The organism is Herbihabitans rhizosphaerae (genome assembly GCF_004216555.1).
GTDB classification, from domain to species: Bacteria; Actinomycetota; Actinomycetes; order Mycobacteriales; family Pseudonocardiaceae; genus Herbihabitans; species Herbihabitans rhizosphaerae.
The window spans coordinates 408,943-429,615 of record NZ_SGWQ01000002.1 but is presented as its reverse complement, the minus strand read 5'-3'; the positions used below and the strand labels follow the sequence as shown (position 1 = coordinate 429,615).

Annotated in this window: 23 protein-coding genes and 1 tRNA gene; 9 read left to right on the top strand and 15 right to left on the bottom strand. The window is 68.3% G+C overall.

Translation table 11 applies throughout. From position 1 onward, the window contains the following. Positions 1-29 precede the first annotated feature (29 nt). From EV193_RS07610 to EV193_RS07600, 3 genes are all read right to left on the bottom strand, one after another. A complete protein-coding gene (locus tag EV193_RS07610; RefSeq protein WP_130343281.1) occupies positions 30-452 on the bottom strand; it encodes an NUDIX domain-containing protein in 423 nt (140 codons plus the stop codon). Between the two features lie 127 nt (positions 453-579). Further along, entirely contained in the window at positions 580-1,707 is a 1,128-nt protein-coding gene (menC, locus tag EV193_RS07605; protein WP_130343280.1) for an o-succinylbenzoate synthase, read from the bottom strand. Beyond that, a complete protein-coding gene (locus EV193_RS07600) occupies positions 1,704-2,492 on the bottom strand; it encodes a GNAT family N-acetyltransferase (protein WP_130343279.1) in 789 nt (262 codons plus the stop codon). The genes menC and EV193_RS07600 overlap by 4 nt, the downstream gene beginning before the upstream one ends. 68 nt (positions 2,493-2,560) lie before the next feature. On the opposite strand from EV193_RS07600, the gene EV193_RS07595 reads away from it, so the two are divergent. Both EV193_RS07595 and EV193_RS07590 read left to right on the top strand, forming a co-directional pair. Continuing rightward, positions 2,561-2,803 (top strand): three-helix bundle dimerization domain-containing protein, encoded by a 243-nt coding sequence (locus tag EV193_RS07595; RefSeq protein WP_130343278.1) that lies wholly within the window; start codon positions 2,561-2,563, stop codon positions 2,801-2,803. A gap of 269 nt (positions 2,804-3,072) precedes the next feature. Further along, positions 3,073-3,429 (top strand): pyridoxal-dependent decarboxylase, encoded by a 357-nt coding sequence (locus tag EV193_RS07590; RefSeq protein WP_242613204.1) that lies wholly within the window; start codon positions 3,073-3,075, stop codon positions 3,427-3,429. Positions 3,430-3,538: 109 nt separating this feature from the next. On the opposite strand, the gene EV193_RS33195 is transcribed toward EV193_RS07590, so the two are convergent. Genes EV193_RS33195 through EV193_RS07565 form a run of 5 tightly spaced genes read right to left on the bottom strand, consistent with a single transcriptional unit; the run spans position 3,539 to position 10,130 of the window. After that, positions 3,539-4,369, bottom strand: a complete 831-nt coding sequence (locus EV193_RS33195; RefSeq protein WP_165401280.1) for an alpha/beta hydrolase — start codon at positions 4,367-4,369, stop codon at positions 3,539-3,541. After that, on the bottom strand, positions 4,366-5,829 hold the full coding sequence (locus tag EV193_RS07580; protein ID WP_130343276.1) for a wax ester/triacylglycerol synthase family O-acyltransferase: 1,464 nt from the start codon (positions 5,827-5,829) through the stop codon (positions 4,366-4,368). Before EV193_RS07580 ends, EV193_RS33195 begins: the two co-directional genes overlap by 4 nt. After that, positions 5,823-6,836 (bottom strand): NAD(P)H-dependent glycerol-3-phosphate dehydrogenase, encoded by a 1,014-nt coding sequence (locus EV193_RS07575; RefSeq protein ID WP_130343275.1) that lies wholly within the window; start codon positions 6,834-6,836, stop codon positions 5,823-5,825. Before EV193_RS07575 ends, EV193_RS07580 begins: the two co-directional genes overlap by 7 nt. Continuing rightward, the gene (locus EV193_RS07570) at positions 6,829-8,268 is read right to left on the bottom strand and encodes an HAD-IB family hydrolase (RefSeq protein ID WP_130343274.1); all 1,440 of its coding nucleotides are present in this window, start codon (positions 8,266-8,268) and stop codon (positions 6,829-6,831) included. The genes EV193_RS07575 and EV193_RS07570 overlap by 8 nt, the downstream gene beginning before the upstream one ends. Further along, the gene (locus tag EV193_RS07565; RefSeq protein WP_130343273.1) at positions 8,265-10,130 is read right to left on the bottom strand and encodes a lysophospholipid acyltransferase; all 1,866 of its coding nucleotides are present in this window, start codon (positions 10,128-10,130) and stop codon (positions 8,265-8,267) included. The genes EV193_RS07570 and EV193_RS07565 overlap by 4 nt, the downstream gene beginning before the upstream one ends. A 137-nt stretch (positions 10,131-10,267) precedes the next feature. Here EV193_RS07565 and EV193_RS07560 point away from each other — a divergent pair. Then, positions 10,268-10,341: transfer RNA gene (locus EV193_RS07560), tRNA-Pro, on the top strand. A gap of 75 nt (positions 10,342-10,416) precedes the next feature. On the opposite strand, the gene EV193_RS07555 is transcribed toward EV193_RS07560, so the two are convergent. Further along, on the bottom strand, positions 10,417-10,692 hold the full coding sequence (locus tag EV193_RS07555) for an AMED_5909 family protein (protein ID WP_242613203.1): 276 nt from the start codon (positions 10,690-10,692) through the stop codon (positions 10,417-10,419). Further along, complete coding sequence (locus tag EV193_RS07550) at positions 10,686-11,084, bottom strand: hypothetical protein (protein WP_130343272.1); 399 nt, start codon at positions 11,082-11,084, stop codon at positions 10,686-10,688. Before EV193_RS07550 ends, EV193_RS07555 begins: the two co-directional genes overlap by 7 nt. A 193-nt stretch (positions 11,085-11,277) precedes the next feature. On the opposite strand from EV193_RS07550, the gene EV193_RS07545 reads away from it, so the two are divergent. Together EV193_RS07545 and EV193_RS07540 are read left to right on the top strand one after the other, a co-directional pair. Beyond that, a complete protein-coding gene (locus EV193_RS07545) occupies positions 11,278-12,162 on the top strand; it encodes a DUF5919 domain-containing protein (RefSeq protein ID WP_130343271.1) in 885 nt (294 codons plus the stop codon). Beyond that, complete coding sequence (locus EV193_RS07540; protein ID WP_130343270.1) at positions 12,159-12,950, top strand: inositol monophosphatase family protein; 792 nt, start codon at positions 12,159-12,161, stop codon at positions 12,948-12,950. The genes EV193_RS07545 and EV193_RS07540 overlap by 4 nt, the downstream gene beginning before the upstream one ends. A 10-nt stretch (positions 12,951-12,960) precedes the next feature. On the opposite strand, the gene EV193_RS07535 is transcribed toward EV193_RS07540, so the two are convergent. Continuing rightward, positions 12,961-13,248 (bottom strand): hypothetical protein, encoded by a 288-nt coding sequence (locus tag EV193_RS07535; protein WP_130343269.1) that lies wholly within the window; start codon positions 13,246-13,248, stop codon positions 12,961-12,963. 677 nt (positions 13,249-13,925) lie between these two features. Here EV193_RS07535 and EV193_RS34880 point away from each other — a divergent pair. Then, positions 13,926-14,207: a LuxR C-terminal-related transcriptional regulator gene (locus EV193_RS34880; protein WP_479723862.1), complete on the top strand. Its 282-nt coding sequence runs from the start codon at positions 13,926-13,928 to the stop codon at positions 14,205-14,207. A 1-nt stretch (position 14,208) separates the two neighbouring features. Here EV193_RS34880 and EV193_RS07525 read toward each other — a convergent pair whose 3' ends face one another. Next, complete coding sequence (locus EV193_RS07525) at positions 14,209-15,483, bottom strand: family 2 encapsulin nanocompartment cargo protein terpene cyclase (RefSeq protein WP_207222545.1); 1,275 nt, start codon at positions 15,481-15,483, stop codon at positions 14,209-14,211. 450 nt (positions 15,484-15,933) lie between these two features. Here EV193_RS07525 and EV193_RS07520 point away from each other — a divergent pair, with 450 nt between their 5' ends. Together EV193_RS07520 and EV193_RS34875 are read left to right on the top strand one after the other, a co-directional pair. Continuing rightward, a complete protein-coding gene (locus tag EV193_RS07520) occupies positions 15,934-16,806 on the top strand; it encodes a geranyl diphosphate 2-C-methyltransferase (RefSeq protein ID WP_207222570.1) in 873 nt (290 codons plus the stop codon). Beyond that, on the top strand, positions 16,803-17,273 hold the full coding sequence (locus tag EV193_RS34875) for an NUDIX domain-containing protein (protein ID WP_479723861.1): 471 nt from the start codon (positions 16,803-16,805) through the stop codon (positions 17,271-17,273). Before EV193_RS07520 ends, EV193_RS34875 begins: the two co-directional genes overlap by 4 nt. A gap of 69 nt (positions 17,274-17,342) precedes the next feature. Here the strand turns inward: EV193_RS34875 and EV193_RS07510 are convergent, their stop codons facing one another. Then, positions 17,343-17,942 (bottom strand): GH25 family lysozyme, encoded by a 600-nt coding sequence (locus EV193_RS07510; RefSeq protein ID WP_242613202.1) that lies wholly within the window; start codon positions 17,940-17,942, stop codon positions 17,343-17,345. Between the two features lie 75 nt (positions 17,943-18,017). Between EV193_RS07510 and EV193_RS07505 the strand changes: the two genes are divergently transcribed. Further along, on the top strand, positions 18,018-18,902 hold the full coding sequence (locus EV193_RS07505) for a hypothetical protein (RefSeq protein ID WP_165401248.1): 885 nt from the start codon (positions 18,018-18,020) through the stop codon (positions 18,900-18,902). Between the two features lies 1 nt (position 18,903). On the opposite strand, the gene EV193_RS07500 is transcribed toward EV193_RS07505, so the two are convergent. Continuing rightward, on the bottom strand, positions 18,904-19,509 hold the full coding sequence (locus EV193_RS07500; protein ID WP_130343265.1) for a response regulator transcription factor: 606 nt from the start codon (positions 19,507-19,509) through the stop codon (positions 18,904-18,906). Continuing rightward, positions 19,506-20,672: a sensor histidine kinase gene (locus EV193_RS07495; protein ID WP_130343264.1), complete on the bottom strand. Its 1,167-nt coding sequence runs from the start codon at positions 20,670-20,672 to the stop codon at positions 19,506-19,508. The genes EV193_RS07500 and EV193_RS07495 overlap by 4 nt, the downstream gene beginning before the upstream one ends. Position 20,673 lies beyond the last annotated feature (1 nt).

Genomic DNA, 20,673 nt, shown 5'->3' with positions numbered 1-20,673 from the left:
GCCCCAGAGAGTAGCCGTTTCCGTTGTGACTAAACGAAGAACGGCTCGACTTCGTCGGTGAGCACGCGGCGCAGCGCGGAGCGGACCAGTTCGTTGGCCTCGAGCTCCTCGATGTGCTCCGGCTCCACCCAGACGGCCTGGGCGTTCTCGTCCGGCGAGGACAGCGTGCCCCGCAGCGGGCGGGCCCGCAGGCAGATCGTGAGCCACTGCCCGCCGCCGTGCACGCCGACGAGGCCGGTCGCCTCGGCCTCGATCCCGGCCGACTCTCGGACCAGGCGCGCGACCGCGTCGCCGAGCCGCTCGGCCGGGCGGGGCATGCCCGCGGGCACGGTGTGCGTGTCGTCGGCGTGCCGGGTCATCAGCACCAGGCCGGCGTCATCGATCACGAATGCGGCGACCCGGGTCGCGACGGTGGTCGCGGCCTCGGGTGCGGCGCTCTCGGTGAGGACCATGCCTACTGAATTACCAGGTAGCGGTTAACGAGAAACAACCTCATCACCTACTCGTGGCGCACACCACGCAGATCTCACCCGTTCGGCCGCACCGGCCACAGTAGACGTCCTATGTCCGGACGATTACTCAGAGCGCCGTCGAATCGCCGGCCATGCCAGGGATCCACCGCTTATCCTCGGTCAGCTCGGCGAGCACATCCGGGTGCGGCCGCACGCCTATTCCTGGCTCGGTCGGCACCGCGAGCGTGCCGTTCACGAGTTCGAACGGCTCGGTGACGTCCCGCGCGAAGTAGCGGCGCGACGCGGAGGTGTCACCGGGCAGTGTGAAGTTCGGCATCGCGGCCAGCGCCACGTTCGCCGCACGGCCCAGCCCGGTCTCCAGCATGCCGCCGCACCACACCGGGATCCCGCGCGACGCACACGCGTCGTGCACCTCGACGGCGCTGAGGTAGCCGCCGACCCGACCGGCCTTGATGTTCACGATTTGCGCCGCGCCGAGTTCGATCGCCGCACGGGCGACATTCGCCGAGGTGATCGACTCGTCCAGGCAGATCGGCGTGTCCACCTGCTTGGCCAGCTCGGCGTGTCCGAGCAGGTCGTCCTCGGGCAGCGGCTGCTCGATCAGCAGCAGGTCGAACGGGTCGAGCGCGACCATGGTGGCGACGTCGGCCAGGGTGTACGCGGTGTTCGCGTCGACCTGCAGCGCCACGTCGTCGCCGAACCGCTCGCGCACCGCGCGCACCGGCTCCACGTCCCAGCCCGGCTCGATCTTCAACTTGATCCGCTTGTACCCCTCGTCCAGGTAGCCGCCGACCGCGTCCAGCAGTTCGGGCACGGTGTCCATCACGCCGACCGACACACCGCAGTCCACGGTCGTGCGGACCGCGCCGAGGTGCGCGGCGAGCGGCACGCCACGCGCGCGGAGCACCACGTCCAGCACGGCCATCTCCACGGCCGCCTTGGCCATCGAGTGACCCTTGAACCGGTCCAGCGCCGGCCGCACCGTCGTCACGTCCAGGTCCACACCGGCCAGCGCGGGCACCAGGAACCGGATGATCACGTCGGCGGCGGCGTCCACGTATTCCGCCGAGTACAGCGGCGCGGACATCGCCACGCACTCGCCCCAGCCGTCACCCTCGCCGGTCACCGCGCGCACCAGCAGCACGTCCCGCGTGGTCTGCACACCGAACGACGTGCGGAACGGCGACACCAGCGGCATCGCGATCCGGTACAGCTCGACCCCGTCCAGCCTCATCGCGTCGCCTCCAGCACGTACCACCCGTCCCGCGTCATTGCCGTGATCGCGTACCCATTGTCCACTGTGGACACCAGCGCCTCGCGTACCAGGGTTCGCCACAGCATCGCCGTCGCCGGAGCGCGCGCCCGCAGCGACTCGATGTCCGGTGGCACGGCGACCAGCACGACCGCCCCGTCGGCCCACCTGTGTTGTGCCGCAACGGGTTCGTCACCGTCCCGGTCGACGAGCAGGAACGCCTCTGCCGGCCGGCGCGGTTCGTCGGCCCGACCGGCGCAGGCCTGCTCCACGCGCGGCGAGGCCAACCGCCACTCGACGGCCAGCCGGTCGGTCGGCGCGCCCGCGTTGACGTCGTCGGACATCGCGCCGTAGAAGTCGGGCAGGTACGCGGTGGCGGTCGCGCCGAGGCCGTGCAGGTTGAAGTAGGCGTTACGGCGCACCAGCGGATCAAACGTCCAGCCGATCACCCCGATGTTCCGCCGCAGCGCCCATTCCCGCTGGTGCAGCTTGAGCGCCCGGCCCACGCCGTGCCCGCGCGCGTTCGGCAGCACGCCGGTGATGTGCGAGTGCAGACCCCCGTTCTCGGTGTGGAACGCGACCGTGCCGCCGACCATTTCGGCGCCGACGTACGCTCCGGCCACGTAGTTGCCGGTGTACGCGAGGGCGCGCAGCAGTCCGGAGTCGATGAGCTGGGTGGCGGCGTCGGTGCCCCAGACGGTCGCGTACAGCGCGGTGAGTTCGTGGTGGGAGCCGGCCTCGGTCAGCTCGACGACGCGGATCGCCATGGCCGCAACACTAACCGGGAACCACTACCCTCGAACCACCGTTCGTGGTCCACCGCTGAGGAGTCACGATGACCGACACGTCCAACCGGGTCGGCACCCCCGACCCGTCCGCCACCGAGGTCAACCACGAGCTCGACCGCCTCACCGACGAGCTGGTCGAGGCCCATTCCCCGAGATTCGATCACCCCACCGTGCAGCGACACGTGCGCGAGACATACGCGGAACTCGAAGCCGGCGCCACTATTCGCACCCACCTGATCGCCCTGACCAGTCACGCCGTGCGCGAAAAGCTCGCCAAACTGCTTGACTGATTTCGTACACGACCGCTTGGCCGCCGACCTGGCCAACCTGACCGACCTGCTCCACCTCGGCACGAACCGGCGCCGCTCCCCCGCTCCGGGGTCGGGCTCGCCGCCGCGCTGGACCGGTTCGGCGAGCAGCATGGTGTTTCCGTTGCGCACCAAGGAGTCCACGCACTGGGCGAGGTCGCCGCACTGTCCGGCTCATCGCACTCCACCGTGGACAGGGCGCTGTCCATTCTCGGCATCTGGCGGCACTCGACGGCCGGCCGGCGATCGTCGTGGCGAACGCCGGCACGGTCGACACGGTGGACTTCGACGACCTGCGCGCGATCGCCGCGCTGCGCGACGAGTTCCCGTTCTGGCCGCACGTGGACGCGGCGTTCGGCGGGTTCGCCGCGCTCTCGCCGGAACACGCGCCGCTGCTGGACGGGATCGGCGAGGCCGACTCGGTGTGCGTTGACCGGCACAAGTGGATGAACGTGCCGTACGACTCGGCCGTGCGGTTCACCCCGGCGGCGCGACCTGCGGGTGCGCGTGTTCTCCAACGGCTCGGCCCACATCGGCGAGCCGGCCGAGGCCCGTTAATCGCGCCCAGAAGCTTGACAACCACAACATCATCTGCGTCCGTACTTTAGCCCGCTAAAGTACGTCAACCGCAGGAAAAGCCCAGGTCAGCAGATGGTCGAAACGTGAAGACTGGTGCACGTCAGGGCGCACGCGGTGGTGGCGTCACACTCACGCCAGTTACACGTGTTCCTTGAGCCAGGTGACGATGTCGGCGAGCACGGTCTCCTTCTCCGGCTCGTTGAGCACCTCGTGGTACAGCCCGTCGTAGGTCTTCACGGTCACGTCGTCCGAGCCGACGCCGTCGGCGACGACCTTCGCGCTGGACGGGTCGACCAGCTTGTCCTCGGTGCCCTGGAGGATCAGCACCGGCATGGTGATCTTCGGCAGCCGAGCCGCCATCGTGTCCGCAGCGGCGAGCATCTCCGCACCGGTGCGCACCCGCACCCGGCCGCGGTAGTTCAGCGGATCGGTGTCGTAGGCGTGCACCACGTCCGGATCACGGCTGACCGCCGAGGAGTCCAGCTTCACCACGCCCAGGTTCGGCACGAGCTTCGACAGTGTGCCGGCCATCGCGCGTTCGAACTTCGAACCCACGGCGATCTCCACGGCCGGCCCGGACACGATCAGGCCACGCAGGGCGGCCGGCTCGCCGGTGACGTACTGCAGCGCGATCAGCCCGCCCATGCTGTGGCCGAGCAGGAACACGGGCAGGCCGTCGTGCCGCTCGCCGGCGAGCCTGATCATCGTGTGCAGGTCGCCGGTGACGACGTCCATCCGCTCGATGTTGCCGCGCGCGCCGGCCGAGCGACCGTGGCCCTGGTGGTCCGCCACGTAGGTCGCGAACCCTTGTGCCGCAAGGTGTTCCGCGACGTGCGCGTACCGGCCGCCGTGCTCGGCGATGCCGTGCGAGATCACCACGACGCCCAGCGCCTCGGCCGACAACCAACCCTGCCAGTAGACGCTGCCGCCCGCCGACCCGGTGAACTTCTCCTCGACGTGCTCGGTCACGCGCGATCCTCCTCCGCGAGGCTCAGCACCTCGTTCAACCCGTCCCGCAGACAGTCGATCAACATCGCGGGATCGGCCACCGCGTCGCCGTCGCAGTTGATCCCGATGCAGCAGGTGCCAGCGTGCGACACCATCGCGGCCATCACCGCCACGCCGGGCAGCGGCCCGAACGGGAACATTCTCTCCACCTTCGCGCCGGCCATGTACACCGGATAGGGGACGCCCGGCACGTTCGACGCGGACAGGTCGGCCACGCCGCCCACCCGCTCGTACACCAGGCCGCCGATCGCCGACGGGATCCGGTTCAGCACCGGCGCCACCATCGAGAAGGTGTCCAGCGCCGGCTCGATCCGCAGCGACAGCACGGTGCCCCTGATCGTCGCGATGCGCTCCGCCGGGTCGGCGATCCCGACCGGCGCGGCGAAGAACGCACCGGCGAACTTGTTGCCGCCCATGGGATCGTCGGCCTTGCGCAGGCTCACCGGCATCGCCATCGGCAGCTCGTCGACCGGCGCGTCCAGCCGCTCGTGGTACAGCCGCAGCCCGCCGAGCAGCGCCGCGACATAGGCGTCGTTCAGCGAGCCGCCGGCCACCTTGGCCGCCGCCTTCAACGAGTCCAGCCCGCACTCCAGCACGCCGAACCGCCACGCCGTCCCGGATCGCTCGCGCAGCAGCGGCGAGGGTGGTGCGGGCGGCGGGGACAGGGTTCGCCGCAGTGAGGCGCCGAACCGGACCACCTCACTGAGCACGTCACCGGGTCGGGTGACCGCCCGCGCGCCGGCCGTCAGCGCCCGCCCGACTACCGACGGCAACCGCCGCGCCTGCTCGGTCAGCTCCATCATGGCCAACCCGGACGCGTCGGGATTCTCCTTGTACGGCAACGGGTCCACGGCACGCGGCTTGTCCGGCGTGTGCTCCCGGGTACGGCTCTGCACCAGCGTCATCAGCTGGATGCCGCCCATACCGTCGGTCAGCGAGTGGTGCAGCTTCAGCACGTACGCGGCGCGCCCGCCGTCCAGCCCCTCGACGAGGGTGCCCTGCCACAGCGGCCGGGTCCGGTCGAACGGCTGCAGCGCGATCGACTGCGCCAACTCCAGCAGCTCCGACATGCCGGCCGGGCCGGGCAGGTGCGCGCGCTGCACGTGGTAGTCGAGCTGGAAGTTCTCGTCGGGGATCCAGGCCGGCGGCCCGACCGGCAGCGCCGGCTCCAGAACCCGTTGCCGCGTACGGGGAATCAGCTCGGTCGCCCACTCGTGCGCGGCGAAGAACCGGTCCCAGTCCGGAACGCTGTCGAATACCAGCACCGAGGTGATCGTGGAGGACAGCCGGGGATGCCGTTCCGAGCGCCACATCAGCGACTCGATCTCGTTCATCCGCTCCTGGCGGCCCCACTCCGACGCGGCGGCCCAGGCCTCCTCGTTGGTGGAGAACGGCTTCCGTGATTCCCGCTGGGTCACCATTCCTCCCCGTGCACCTCGTGGCCGGGTGCTCGGCGCAGCAGCCCTCGATAGGCGTCACCGACCGGCTGGCCGTGGTTGAGCACCGCGTCCACCTCCCGCGCGATCGGCAGGTCCACCCCGTTCTCCGCGCCCAGCTTCATCACCGTGGCGGCCGTCTTCACGCCCTCGGCGACCTGGTTCATCTCCGCGACGATCTGCTCAAGCGACTTGCCCCGCCCGAGCTGCACACCGACGGACCTGTTGCGGCTCAACGGAGATGTGCACGTGGCGATCAGGTCGCCCATGCCGGTCAGCCCGGCGAACGTGGCCGCGTCACCGCCGAGCGCCACCCCGAGCCGGGACAGCTCGCGCAGCGCCCGCGTGATCACCATCGCCCTGGTGTTGTCGCCGGCCTCCAGCCCGTCGCCGATGCCGACCGCGATCGCGTACACGTTCTTCAATGCGCCGGCCATCTCCACGCCGATCACGTCGGTCGTCGTGTACACCCGGAAACGCTTGGTGCGAAAGAGATCCTGCAGCATCTCGGCGGCGCGCTGCTCGGGCATCGCGATCGTCGCGGCGGCGGCGAACCCCTGCACGACCTCCTTGGCGATGTTCGGCCCGGCGAGCACTCCGGCGGGGTGACCGGGCAGCACGTCGGCCACGATCTCGGTCATCCGCTTGCGGGTGCCCTGCTCGAGCCCCTTCACCAGGCTGACCACCGGCACCCACGGTCTGACGTGCTCGGCGACCCGCTCCAGCACCCCGCGCGCGTGCTGCGACGGCACGCCGAGCACCAGCACGTCGGCCGACTCGACCGACTCGGCGAGGTCGGCGGTCGCGCGCAGCGACTCGGTCAGCGGAAGATCGCCAAGGTAGGCGGAGTTGCGATGATCGGTCGCGATCTCCGCCGCGGTGTCCGGATTCCGTGCCCACACCACGGTTTCGGTGTTGCGGGCGGCGAGCGAGGCGACGGTCGTGCCCCACGATCCGCCGCCGAGGACGGTCACACTCGGACGTTTAGGCATCGCTACTCCCAGGCCAGCGCTCCAGCGTGTCGGCGAATCGCTGGCGAACCTCGGCGGTGATCGTGTCCAGCTTGTCGGGTGTCCAGTCGCCGGTCGGAATCGGGTCCAGCACGCACACCTCCACGGTGCCGGGATTGACCACCATCGAGCGCCGCCACATCAGCTCGCCGGTGTTACGCAGGACCACGGGCACCATCGGCACGCCGGCCTGGATGGCCAGGTGGAACGCGCCCTTCTTGAACCGGCCCAGCTCCGGCGTGGCCGACCGAGTGCCTTCCGGGAAGATCGCGATCGAGGTGCCGGACCGGATTCGGGTGATCAGCTTGTCGAGTTCGATCTTCGCCTGCTCGGGGTTGGACCGGTCGATGAACGCCGGGTCCAGCAGCACACCGCCGATCGCCACCCGAGGATCGAACCGCGCCTCCTTCTTGCCGACCGCGGTGAAGTCCTTGCGCAGCAACGAACCCATGACCAGCGCGTCCAGCGAACTCTGGTGGTTCGCGATGAAGATCGCCGGCCGGGCGCGCCACAGATTCTCCTCGCCGCGCACGCTCAGCCGAACGCCGGCCAGCGCCAGTGCCGAGTCGCAGGCCAGCGGGATGCCGGCGTTGATGCCGAACCGGCGGTCCCGGTTGATCGTGCCGAGCGCGGCGCCGAGCCCGAGTCCGACGTTGAAACCGGCCAGCGCCGCCGCCGTGCCGAGCAGCGACCGCAGCCCGGCCTTGCGCGGCTCACGCAGGCCGAGCACCGGCCAACCCTGCGCGGCCGCCGCCTCGGCCAACCCCCGGTGCGGGTTGATCGCGTGCGGCCGGCCGACCGAGGACAGGAACGGGATGTCCTCGTCGCCGTTGGCGTAGCCGTGACTCGTGGACACCTCGATTCCGTTGTCCCGCGCGAACTTCCGCACCGCCTGCGCCTTCGGCTCGCCCCACAGCATCGGCCCGTCGAGGCGGCCGGTGAGGATGCCGTTCTCCGACTCGACCTCGGTGCACAGCACGTGCTCGATGCCAAGATCACGCGCCACCGGCTCGATCTGGAACCGGGTCGCCGAGGACGCCACCGCCACCGTGTGCCCCATCCGCAGGTGCGCCCGGACGAGATCGCGTGCCTGAGTGCGGATCGTGCCGGCGATCTTCTGCACGAACAGCCGCTCCCCCAGTTCGACCAGTTCGTCCACGTTGCGGCCGGCGAGCCCGGAGAAGCTCACGTCGCCCATCTTGGTCGGGTTGCCGCCGAGCACGTTGCCGTCCAGCGCGGCGACCAGCGTCCTGGCGAGTTCGCCCGGCCCGATCTCGCGGCGGCGTACACGATCGGAGTAGAACGCGCCGACGGTGTAGCCCTGCACCAGGGTGCCGTCCAGGTCGAAGAACGCGCCGATGTGCGCGCCGCCCTCGCCGGCTTCGATCTCGGCGATCACGTCCTCGGGGTTCACGACAGCTCCCTGGCGATGTCGGCGATCACGCTCACCCGGCGTGCGGCGTCGGCGATCTCGTCCGCGAATGCCTTGCGGCGCTTGGCGAGTTGTGGCTGCGTCGACTCGACCAGATCGCGATGTCGGGCCAGCCGCAACGCTGTCTTGAACAACTCGAGGCTGACCGACTCGTCGCTGGCCACCCTACGCTGCAGCGCCCACTGCTTGCCGACGCGCAGGCACTCGTCCAGGAACGCCTGCTCGTCGAAATCACCGTCCCAGTTGGACAGTCGATCGGCGACCACGTGGTAGGCGTCCAGGAACGGGCGGAGCACCAGGTGCGCCACGTGTGGGCGGGCTCGGGCGAGTCGCACCCGGAGATCGTCGGCCGCGAGTTCCACCTTGGCCGCGTCCTCCGAGGCGAGCCGGCCGAGTTCCTCGTCCAGTTCCTCGCCGAAGGTGTCGCGCGCGGAGAAGAAGAAGTCGAACTTGAGGATCTCCCGCAGCCGCAACGCCTCGGCGCGCACGGCGGCGACCAGGTCGGTGTGCCCGTTCTCGGCGGCCGCGAGCAGGGCCAGCTCGCCGATCGCGCGCTCGACGAAGACGTGGATCGCGGTGTTGCGGTAGAACGCGGCGATCAGGTGCTGGTCCTCGGCGATGCCCCAGACCGTCTCGGTACCGCCCTCGTAGCAGGTCAGCACGCCCGAGGCGACCAGTTCCTGGAGCGCCCGGCGAATCGTGGACCGGTCGTTCAGATTGGCCGCACCCGCCACCGGCCAGCGCCGCCGAGCCAAGTAGTCGGCGACCGGTGCCACCGTTGTCAACACCTCGCTCAACGACAGCGCACGGTCCGCCGCCAGCATCGCGAGGCTCACCACGGCCGTGGCGGTGACCGGGGTCGCCCGGTTGATCCGGTGCGACACGTCCAACCCGATGCGCTCGATCGCACGCGGCGCGGCTTGCTCGTCGGCGTGCAACTCGGCAAGTCGTTCCCGCAACGACATCGGCTCGCCGAATTCGACGTACGCCCGGCCCAGCCGATGACGTTGTTCCCGGGCGAACCGCATCAGCCAGCGGAGATCCTCGGGCCGCTTGATCCCGCCGCGCGCCTCGGCCGTCATCATCGCGACCTCGTGCAGCTGGTCGTACACGATCGATACCGGAATGATCAGCGCGTCGGCATCGGTGGCCTCCACGGCGTCCGCGACATAGCGCAGAATCCCGAACACGGGTGGCCGAAGCTTGCCGGTGCGCGTGCGCCCGCCCTCGATCGACCACGCGAGGTTGGCCTTCGTGCGCACCAACTCGCCGATGTAGGAGCGCAGGACGTACCGGTACACGGGTTTCTCGCCGGTGTTCCGCTTGATGAAGATCACGCCCGAACGGCTGACGACCGCGCCCATCGGGAAGAAGTTCAGATTCGCCCCGCCGAAGGTGAAGGCCGGGGTGATCCGCCGCGACCGGACCATCTCCGGCACCACGAACCCGTCCAAATAGGACCGATGGGAAAACAGAAACGCCAAGCTGTGCCGACGATCCAGGCTCCGAAGCTTCGTGATCCAGTCGTCGTCCACGTACACGTCATACGCCCGCATCAACCACTGGCCGAACTTCGTCCACCTGTCACTGACCCACTGGTTGTGCGTCGCGGCCATCTCACGCAGGTACCCCGCCGCCTCCGCCTCCACCTCGGTCGTGGGCTTCCCCAACCGCCCCGCCACCTCGTGCAGCCCCGCGGTGAAGTGCTCGTCCGTCAGCAGCCGCGCCACCTCGTCAGCGTCCGACGCCACCGGGCTCGTGGGCTCACTGAGCAAGCCGGCGCGCTGCAAAGGTTTCCGCGCGCCGACACGCCCCAGCGCACCGAGCAGCCCGTCGTCCGCCATGCCTGCCTCCCTGTGACGCCGTTCACAGGCCCCCAGTCAACGATCTCTGATCACGCAGGTCAAGCGGGCGTTGGTCCCTGCCCGGCCGGTGCGGAGGCGGTGCGCTAAGCTGGCGCGGCACCTCACCGGGGTGTGGCCGGGCTGTGGCGCAGTTTGGTAGCGCACTTGACTGGGGGTCAAGGGGTCGCAGGTTCGAATCCTGTCAGCCCGACGGTCACGAAAGAGCCTCCTCACCAGTACATCACCACTGGTCAGGAGGCTCTTCGTCACTCTTAGGACGATCTTCTCACCACGGCGGCATCGGCGGTGGCCGCACTCCCCGCTTGTTCTCGGCGAGCTGAGCGGCCATGTCCTCGGCTCGTGCGCGCACGCTGCCTGCCCAATACAGCGCCTCATGATGGTGACCACGATCGGTCTCCGCGACCTCGGCGTACAACTTCGCGCTGTCTCGCAAGTAGTTCAGCCACACCTTCGAGGAGGCGCCTTGCTCCGGACGCTTCCGCAACACCAGTTCGTGCGCCTCGCTCAGCACCTTCGGCCGTGCGCCCTCTTCGCTCACCACAACCGATCACCTGACCGCCGCGACTGCTCAAGCCGCGCCTGCCAGTCGTGCGCCTGGAACTCGAACGCCTGCGCCGCCGCGCCGACCGCGGCCCGGATCCACCACGACGTGTCCGGGCTCGACACCATGTCGCGCCAGGCGACCGCTACCTCCCAGGAAGCCGAGGCCATCGACTTCGTTGCCGCAGGGTCACCGGCCGGCGACTGTGCCAGCGATTCCGAGGCTGCTCCATAGGCGCGATACGCCGCTTCCCAATGTTTGACCAATTCACGTTCGACCATCTCGACACCGGCGTCTTTCTGCCGGCCGACCGCCGTGCCGATAGCCATGGCGTTCGCGAGTTCACCATCGGTGAAGTCAACCGAAAATCGTTGACCCTTTTGAATCGCCATCGTCGATGGACCTCTCTTCGTCGTCTCGCTCGTCGACACCCCGCTGCGCGGGGCGCTACGTACAAGCTCGGCGAAATCGGGTCACATCACGACATCGTGTCTGTCTCTCCTGGGAGCCACTTAGACTCGCCCAGTCTCGTCCTTGTCTCATCTCAGTGCTAGTCTCGTCTCGTACCAGCGAAAAGGGGAGATCGTGACCGACGAGGCCATCCTGCTCAAGGTACTGCTGCGACAACGGCACCTACAGGGGCACCGCGCATTCTGCAAGGAGTACGACAAGGTGGCCGCAAAGATCGATCCAGAGCTTCGCGGCGGTCATCCAAGCAAAGCTCAATTCTATCGCTGGCTGTCCGGCGACCTTGTCGGACTCCCCTACGCCGACCACTGCCGAATTCTCGAAAGCATGTTCCCGGAATGGTCCGCAGAACAGCTTTTCAAGCCGTACAACAACCGTCTCGACTTCGTACCAGAATCCGGTACGTCGCCCCAAGTGCGTCCACAGAGGGCCGAGTCAGTCGCGTCAGCGGAAACGGGAAAGGTGGCCGATATCGTTGCCGCCTACGCGAGCCGGTCGGACTTCATGCACGACATGCCACCGCGCCAATTGTTCGATGATGCGAACAAACTTCGGCTTGTCGGGCTGTCGCTGAACATCCTGTGCCAGCACTACCCCGACCGCGCGTTGAAGAAACTACTGGAGTCCGGCTGCACTGTTGACTGCCTGTTCCTCGACCCCGACGGCGAGTACATCGCACGCCGCGAGTGCGAGGAGTCGCAGACCGACGGCCACCTGTCGACGCTGACCAAGCTCAACATCGACGCCCTTCGCCGCATCCGCGCCAAGCTCTCGCCCGAAGCCGCGGAGAACCTCCGCATCCGCACCTACGACGAACCTGTTCGGTTCAACATCACCGTCGTTGACGACAGCAAGTGCGTGGTGCAGCCATACCTGCCCGATGCACGCGGAGTCGAGTCCCCCACGCTCGTACTCGAGCGCTCCGGTGACACCGGATTGTTCGACACCTTCGCCCAGGTCTTCAACTCCATGTGGAATCGCGCGAAGGAGGTCAGCCCGTGAAGAGCGTTGACGAGCTGCTGGACATCGCCCGCCGCGCCGTCGGTCTCGGCTACGACACGCTACTCAACATGGCCCCCGGCGAGGTCCGGCACAAGAGCGACCGCGACACCGTGACCGAAGTCGATCTCAAGATTGAGACCGACGTTCGCGACTTCCTCTCCCGCGTCACGCCCGAAGCCGCCTTCCTCGGCGAGGAGCAAGGCGGACAAGTCGACCTCAACGGCGACCAGGACGTCTGGACCCTCGATCCGGTCGACGGCACGTCGAACTTCGCCCACGGCGTCCCCTTGTGCGGCGTCTCCCTGGCGCTGATCAGGAACGGCCGCCCCATCGTCGGCGCAATCGTGGCGCCCTTCCTCGGCCTTCGCTACCACGCCGCCCACGAACGCGGAGCCTTCTGCAACGACCGGCAAATCCAGGTCAGCAAGACGACCGAGCTATCCGAAGCGATCGTGTCCATCGGCGACTACGCCGTAGGCCCCAGCGCCGCCACGAAGAACGCCCGCCGCATCCAGCTCACGACCAGCCTCGCCGAGAACGTCGAACGCGTCCGCATGTTCGGCTCCGCCGCACTCGATCTCGCCTGGGTCGCCGAAGGCCGCACCGACGCGACCATCATCCTGTCCAACAAACCGTGGGACACCGCAGCCGGCGTCCTCCTCGCCCGCGAAGCCGGCGCCTTTGTCATCGATGCGGGCAACACGCCCCACAGCATTACGTCAACTGAAACCATCGCGGTGACACCAGGAGTTGCCGACTCGCTGCTGGAACTGGTTCCACGCACGTAGACGGGTCGCCCTACTCCCGCCGCCGGTCAACCTGTTCTGTAGTCTCCTCTGCTTCTTCTTCCGGCTCTGGCTGCGGGTACATCTCTTGAAGATCGCGATACAGGTCCACGGGATCGGGATGGTCAGGGCCGTCTCCCCCACCTCCCCCACCCTCCACGCAATCGTGACGCTGACAGCCCGACGAGCCACCGCCACTGACCAGACCTAGAACCAGCAGTGCCAAAACCGCGATACCGATCAGCACAATGCCGCACACCAGGTCCAGTACCGCGTCGGTGACCTTCGCCCGCGTCCACATGCTTGGTCTTCGAACATCTCCGCGCCGCCGTTAGCGGTGAGCTGCCGAATTTGGCTCTATGGGATCAAGGGCGCGCCGCCGACGGCGGCGCGCAGTGGCGCATGCGTGGGCGGGCGCCGCCGGCGACGCACCTTATCCGATCGCATGTCGCAGGGATCGGGCCGTGATCGCTGCCTGTTACGCAGCGCGACCGAACCGCGGTGCAGGCGTGCGCCCGCGTGGCACCGGATGTCCCTCTGGACTTGATCGTCTAACGCCGTGCCGACGGCATCAAGAGCGCCTACGGCGTCGCTTCGCGATGGTCGCAAGCTCCCACCCTTGACGCCGCCGACCCGCCGCTAGGGATGGCCTGTACGAGGGAACGGGGGCGAGCAGGTACCGCGATTGATCACTTGAGTCGCCGAGGGAGGCAGCGATGCGCAGGCGGCTCCGACCAGCGGCGATCTTGGGGACCGTTTGGGGACCACACGCCATACGCGACCATGAACAACCCGCACGTCGGGTCACTTCGCGCACGACCACGAAACACCGTCTGACCTGTGAAAACGACTTCCCTGTAGTCCTGGGGGTCAAGGGGTCGCAGGTTCGAATCCTGTCAGCCCGACAGACGACGAGAAGCCTCACAACCAGGGTAGACCCCAGGTAGGGAGGCTTTCTTTCGTCTGCGAACACATTCAGTGTCGATCTTGCGCCGAGATCCGTGTGGACCACATGTGGACACCCCGCCGGCCCACCACCCATCGACGCCTTCACTCGGTCCGCCAAAGCCCGCACCGTGTGCGACAGCTCCCGCACCTGCGTCGGCAAGTCCTGCAGTCGAGGTGCTCTTCATCGCGCAACGCACTGCGGAAACCCACATCGACCACATCTTGACCAAGCTTGGCTTCCGCAACCGAACGCAGATCGCCACCTGGGTCAGCCAAGCCGAACACGGGCCCGCAGAGGGCACTGGACCGTGAATCAGGTCGGGGTGTCGGCGGGGTCGGTGTGATAGCGGCGGGTGGTGGCGTGCCATTCGCGGCTGCCGCCCAGCCAGGCCCACACGTCGGTGAAGAATCGGCGCAGGGTGGGATCGGTGGCGGACAGCAGAGCCGCCTCGGCGACGAAGGTGTGCATCAGCTCGTTGTGGATCTCGACAGTGCGTTTGATCGCTTCGCGCATCGCGCAGCCGTTCTCCAGCGCGATCACCCGGGGCAGGTTCACGTCATTGTCGGACTCACGCCCGGCGGAGTGCAGGTCGTTGAGCAGGACGTTGGCCAGGCCGGCCATCGTGAACGCACGGCGCACCGGCGGAACGTAGAACTGCGTCGCGGGCAGTTCGTACCCGGCGACCGCGTCGATCAGGATCATCGGCGGCAAGTAGCTGTCCATGTTCCGTTGCACCAGGTATTCCCACACCGCGGGCATGCGCCCCTCCGCGCGCCACTCGATGGCGTGGTTCCACGCGGTGAACATCAAGGTCATCTGGTGCTGGAACCGGCCGAGCTGGGTGGGTGAGCAGTACTGGGCGAGATGCCGCATGGCGCTGCGGAACGCGGTGGCGATCGGCTCCCCCGTGCGGTATTCGTCCAACTGAGGCGTGTACTCGGCGGGCAGGCCGGCGGGATCGATGATCGCGTTGAGAGTTGACATCCGCGACGCCGCGGCGGCCGGGTCAGCACCCAGGTCCACCTCGTCGATGTAGTAGTCGTCGGCGGCCCACTCGGCCACCACGCACTTCGTCGCGGCCAGCAGCCGGTCCGGGTCATCGGTGGCCGGGTGCGTGAGCATGATCAGCCGGCCGAAGTCGCAGTTCCGAAGATGATCAAGCTCGCCGGGATAGATGCCGACCTCGCCCGCCCACTCCACGACGCGCTCGTTCACCTCCTCACCGAGTGCCGGGTCGTCGCGCACCGGACCAGGACAGAACAGCTCGGGCATCGAGTCGTCCGTCGACGGCGAGGGCTCGCTCGGTTGCTCGACAGGTGGTGCCACGAGTTGCACGGCGGACGTGCCGAGCCCGGTGAGCCGGGGTATGTCGTGCGTGCCGAGATCGCGGGTGGCCGGCGGTACCGGCTCGGACAACGGGACCCGCACCGCCGAGGTGCCGAGCCCACTCGTGAAGCGCTGCACGGTCGACGGTGTGCGCGCCACCCGACCACTGCTCGGTTCCAGCAATCGGGAGAGATCCGCCGGCGGCGCTCCCGCCATGTCGGCCAGCAGCGACTCGACGATTCCGGTGCGAGTGGATGTCATACCGACCTTCCGGGTTCGACGTTTTCCAGAATTTCGAGCCTGGTGCATTTCTCCGCTGAATGCCGCGATAACCCGCCGTCGTGGCGGGCGTTGGCGAAGTGGGGGCGGCGCGAGTGGTGGTCGCTCGATCAATATGGCCGCAGCGCCATTGCTCGGCCAAATCCAACGTAGCAGCACCTCATGACCAGGCAAGCACACGAAAGGGTTGTGCGGCGATTCCGCTCGTCCGTGCGGGGATTCACCGAGGGTCACAGCGATCACGCCGCGACTACGGCAGTCGAGCTAATCGTCCGTTTTCCTCAGGAGTACCCCCAATCGGTGGACTGGTGCACCGGGGAGCGGAAGTGCCACAGTCGATCGGGGTGCGAATTCGCGGCTGACCGTCGGCCAACTCGATCATTCAGTGATTACGAATCATCATCAACGTCACGGAGGAGTGCGAGAATGACCATGTCCCAGCCCAGGACCGCCGACCCGTCGGCAGCTGTTCTGCGTAGCCAGTACCAGCGATCGGTGGCCCAGTACTGGAACGCCGAGCGCGACCCGGTGAACATCCGGCTCGGCGAGGTCGACGGTCTCTTCCACCACCACTACGGCCTCGGCGACTACGACCCCGCGGTGCTCGACACGCCCGCCGGCGACCGCGACGAGGCGGTCATCAAGGAGATGCACCGGCTGGAGACCGCGCAGGCCGACGTGCTGCTGGACCACCTCGGCGACATCGGTCCCGGCGACGCGCTCCTGGACGGCGGTTCCGGGCGCGGCGGCACCAGCTTCATGGCGAACATGCGGTTCGGCTGCCAGGTCGACGGGGTCTCGATCTCCGAGGAGCAAGTCAGGTTCGCCAACAACCAGGCCGCCGAGCGTGGCGTGGCCGACGCGGTGCGGTTCCACTTCCGCAACATGCTGGACACCGGGTTCACCAGTGGCTCGCGGCGGGGCATCTGGACCAACGAGACCACCATGTACGTCGACCTGCACGAGCTGTTCGAGGAGTTCGGGCGGCTCATGAGCTTCGGCGGCCGCTACGTGTGCATCACCGGGTGCTACAACGACGTCACCGGCGGCCGGTCCCGCGCGGTCAGCCAGATCGACCAGCACTACATCTGCAACATCCACCCCCGCAGCGAGTACTTCAAAGCGTTGACAGCCAACAACTTCGCGCCGATCAGCGTGGTCGACCTGACCGCGGCGACCATCCCGTACTGGGAGTTGCGCGCCCGCTCGTCGGTGGCAACCGGCATCGAGGACGCGTTCCTGACCGCGTACCGGGAGGGCAGCTTCCACTACCTGCTCATCGCGGCGGACAAGATCGGCACATGAGTGCGCCCGTCGATCGCGAGCGCCTCCTGGTCGAGTTGGTGGACGACAGCGGAGCCGCGACCGGCGCGTGCACCGTCGACGAGGCGCACATCGCGCCGGGACAGCGGCACCGGGCGTTCTCGGTGCTGCTGTTCGACGGTGCCGGGCGGATTCTCCTGCAACAGCGGGCCGCGGCGAAGACCCGGTTCGCGTCGCGGTGGTCCAACACGTGCTGCGGTCACCCCGAACCGAGTGCGGACCTGGCCGCCGCGGCAGGGCGACGGCTGGCCGAGGAGATGGGCCGACCGCGCGGCTCACCCCGGTCGGCACGTTCACCTACCGCGCGGTGGACACCACCACCGGACGGGTGGAGCACGAATGGGACCACGTCCTCACCGGCGTGCTCGAGGGGCGCACGCCGGTGCCGGACCCGAACGAGGTGGCCGACTACACCTGGCAGGACCCGGATGTGTTGCGACAGCGGATGACGGCCGGCCCGCACGAGTTCACCCCGTGGCTCGCGGACGTGCTGCGCCTGGCCACCCACCACCGCTGAATCAGTCGCCCTTGGCGAAGGCGAGCAGTTGTTCGCGAGTGCCGTTGAAGTGGTCGCCGGCGTCGTCCTGCCAGAAGGTGTAGCTCGTCCAGCCGTGCGGCAGCGCGGTGAGGGATCCGGTGGCCCACAACGGATTCGTGGCGCCGAAGTCGCCCAGCGTGCCGGTGCACTGGTTCCACCACGACGTGGGCGTGTAGATCACAGGCGCGCGGCCGGTGCGGACGGCGTAGGTGTCGCTGAAATCCTTCACCCAGGCGACGAGTCGCGCCGGCGTGAGGCCGTAGCAGGTCGCGCCGTACGGGTTGTGTTCGAGATCGATCGCGCCGGGCAGGGTGCGCCCGTCGGAGGTCCACCCGCCGCCGTGGTCGACGAAGTGGTTTGCTTGCGCCGCACCGGTTCCGCGGTCCGGCAGCGCGAAGTGGAACCCGCCGACCAGAAGCCCGCGCGCGAGCGCGTCGTCACGCTGTTTCGCGAAGTCCGGGTTCGTGTAGCTCACCCCTTCGCTCACCTTGAAGTAGGCGAACCCCTCGGTCGCCGCGGAGGCGACGCCGGCGGGTAAACACAGCAGAAGTGCCAGGGCCACAACGAAGATACGTATCATGCGACAAGTATGGACACGATTCACCGACAGCGATATAGCCTGGTGAATCATGGACTGCCGCACTGGGAGGTTTCCATGTCCGCAACCGCTCGTGCCGTGGCAGCCGCGATGGCGCTGGCCGCGATGATCGTGTTCGCGCCGGCCAAAGCGCCCGCCGCGCCGGCGCCCAGCCTGGCCGAACATGTGGCCGAGGTGGTGCGGACACTGCCGGGACGTGACAGCGACGCCTTCGTCGACGGTCCGCCGAACGAGGTCGACACGGCTGCCTCGGCGATCGCGGCCGCACGTGCCGGCGACATCGCCGGTGCCCGGGCGATGCTGGCCCCACTGGCCTACGAGGTGCACGAACTCGAGACGTATCTGGTGATCCAGGAGCGCACACCGTGCCAGCGCTGCTGGGGTACCTACGTGATCAACCGGTCGAGCTCGGCGAAGAACGTGTTCGTCGAGATCCCTCATCCGCTGCACGACCAGAACACGCCGGAGTTCGGAGTCGAGGCCTTCCAACGCACCGGCGCGTCGTTGCTGCTGCTGGCCGGCACCCACCGGTACGCCAACGGCGAGCCCTCCGACGCCTGCCGGGGCGTCGAATCGGACATGGCCCGCAATGACCACAGCCTGTTCATGGCCGTCCACCGGATCGCCGGGCAAGGCACGGTCGCCCTGCAGTACCACGGGTTCGCCGACCGCGACGGCTATCCCGACGTCGTGCTCAGCAACGGCAACGACACGCCCCCGGCCGAGCTGCACCGATTGCGCACCGAGTTCACGGACCGCGGGATCGACGCCGGGGTGTTCGACGGCGACCAGTGGGCCGATCTCGGCGCCACCTGCAACCCGCAGGGCAAGCACAGCCGGGCAACCGGCGGACAGTTCGTCCACCAGGAGTTCCGGCCGGCGATCCGGATGGACGCCGGCAAACGTTCCGAGGCCGTCGCCGCGGTGCTCGCCGTGCTGTGAGCTACAACCAGCCGCGCTCCTCGGCGAGTCGAGCGGCCTCGGCCCGAGTCCTGGCCCCGGTCTTGCCGATCGCGGCGGAGAGATGGTTGCGCACCGTGCCCTCGGAAAGATGGAGCGCACGGGCGACATCGGCAACCGTGCTCCCGTCGCTCGCCTCCCTGAGCACCTCCTGCTCGCGGGTCGTCAGCGGACTTGCTCCGGTCGCGAGTGACTCGGCGGCAAGCGCCGGATCCACCACGCGCAGTCCACTGTGGACTCTCCGGACCGCGTCGACGAGTTGCTCGGGCGGCGAGTCCTTCACGACGAACCCGGCGGCACCGGCGGCCATCGCGCGCGCGAGGTAGCCGGGCCGACCGAACGTGGTGCACACGATCACCCGGCAGCGTGGCATGCCGTCGCGCAGTTCGGCGGCCGCGGTCAGGCCGTCCTTCCCCGGCATCTGCACGTCCAACAGCGCGACATCGGGAGTGCTGCGCCGAGCGGCGTCCAACACCTCGTCACCGCTGCCGACCTGGCCCACCACCTCGATGTCCGGCTCCAGCCCGAGCATCGCCGCCAGCGCTCCACGGACCAGTGCCTGATCGTCGGCGAGCAGCACCCTGATCACACGTGCTCCTTCAGCGGAGCGGAAACCCTTGCGGTGAGCCGGAATCCGCCACCCTCGACCGGCCCGGACTCGATCTTGCCACCGACGCCACGAAGCCGCTCGGACAGCCCGCGCAGGCCGTTGCCCGGCGTGGCGCTGCCTGATCCGGCGCCGTCGTCGGTCACCTCGATCCAGGTCGGCCCGAGGCGCACGGTCACCGTCCGCGCGCCGGAGTGCCGCACCACGTTCGTGATCGCCTCGCGGAGCACGTACCCGAACGGCCCCTGCAGATCGGAGCGGACGTTGTCCACCGCGTGCGGCAGGTCGGCGTCGATCTCCGCAGCGCGCAGGGCGGCTCGCGCCCCGACCAGCTCGGCGGACAGGGACACCTCGCGGTAGTCGGACACGGTCGCGCGGACGTCGGAGAGCGCGCGCCGGGACAGACCTTCCACTTCACGGATCTCCTCGATCGCCCGCGCCGTGTCGGCCTGGCTCTCCAACACCCGGCGAGCCAGCCCGGCCTTGACCGTGATGGTCGTGAGACTGTGCCCGAGAATGTCGTGCAGGTCCCTCGCCAGCCGCTCCCGCTCGGCGGAGACGGCCAACGTCGCGATCTCGTCCTGCGCGTTGCGCAACTGCCGGATCGTCTGGATCAGCTGCCCCATGAAGAACAGCGCGATGGTGATCGAGACGACGGTGACCAGAACGCCGATGTTCTCGACGAACGTGCCCTCCACGAGCTGAATGACCACCAGCGTGAGGATCGCCGCGCCGTTGAGCGAGAGCGCCCACCCGAACGGCATCGCGAACGCGATCACCGCCGTCGCGTAGATCATCACGGTGAGCGAGTCCGGGCCCATCGCCACGACGACCCCACCGCCGAGCAGCAGCAACCCACAGCACAGCAACACTCGTGCCGCGATCGACCGCCCCCACATCACCACCGGGAAGACCAGATACGCCCCGCTGTAGGCGGTCAGCAGGATCAGCGACACGACGGTGTGCGTGGTCATGCCGTCGTCGAGGAGCCCCGGTACCCCCGGCACGAGCATGAACAGCAGGAAGAACGCCGCCGGAGGCGTCCAGCGGCGTCCCATTGTCTTCCGGCTGTCGGCGAAGGCGGGCAGCGTGCCGGCCCACAAGCCGTCCGCACCCGCCTCGACCTCAAACAGGTTCCTGCTCATC

Coding starts and splice junctions, on each gene's coding strand:
- EV193_RS07595 (WP_130343278.1), top strand. CDS start 2,561: ATGACCGACACGTCCAACCGGGTCGGCACCCCCGACCCGTCCGCCACC.
- EV193_RS07550 (WP_130343272.1), bottom strand. CDS start 11,084: ATGGCGATTCAAAAGGGTCAACGATTTTCGGTTGACTTCACCGATGGT.
- EV193_RS34875 (WP_479723861.1), top strand. CDS start 16,803: ATGAGTGCGCCCGTCGATCGCGAGCGCCTCCTGGTCGAGTTGGTGGAC.
- EV193_RS07505 (WP_165401248.1), top strand. CDS start 18,018: ATGTCCGCAACCGCTCGTGCCGTGGCAGCCGCGATGGCGCTGGCCGCG.
- EV193_RS07525 (WP_207222545.1), bottom strand. CDS start 15,483: ATGACATCCACTCGCACCGGAATCGTCGAGTCGCTGCTGGCCGACATG.
- EV193_RS07535 (WP_130343269.1), bottom strand. CDS start 13,248: ATGTGGACGCGGGCGAAGGTCACCGACGCGGTACTGGACCTGGTGTGC.
- menC (WP_130343280.1), bottom strand. CDS start 1,707: ATGAGGCTGGACGGGGTCGAGCTGTACCGGATCGCGATGCCGCTGGTG.
- EV193_RS07520 (WP_207222570.1), top strand. CDS start 15,934: ATGTCCCAGCCCAGGACCGCCGACCCGTCGGCAGCTGTTCTGCGTAGC.
- EV193_RS07580 (WP_130343276.1), bottom strand. CDS start 5,829: ATGGTGACCCAGCGGGAATCACGGAAGCCGTTCTCCACCAACGAGGAG.
- EV193_RS07510 (WP_242613202.1), bottom strand. CDS start 17,942: ATGATACGTATCTTCGTTGTGGCCCTGGCACTTCTGCTGTGTTTACCC.
- EV193_RS07575 (WP_130343275.1), bottom strand. CDS start 6,836: ATGCCTAAACGTCCGAGTGTGACCGTCCTCGGCGGCGGATCGTGGGGC.
- EV193_RS07600 (WP_130343279.1), bottom strand. CDS start 2,492: ATGGCGATCCGCGTCGTCGAGCTGACCGAGGCCGGCTCCCACCACGAA.
- EV193_RS07610 (WP_130343281.1), bottom strand. CDS start 452: ATGGTCCTCACCGAGAGCGCCGCACCCGAGGCCGCGACCACCGTCGCG.
- EV193_RS07495 (WP_130343264.1), bottom strand. CDS start 20,672: ATGAGCAGGAACCTGTTTGAGGTCGAGGCGGGTGCGGACGGCTTGTGG.
- EV193_RS07565 (WP_130343273.1), bottom strand. CDS start 10,130: ATGGCGGACGACGGGCTGCTCGGTGCGCTGGGGCGTGTCGGCGCGCGG.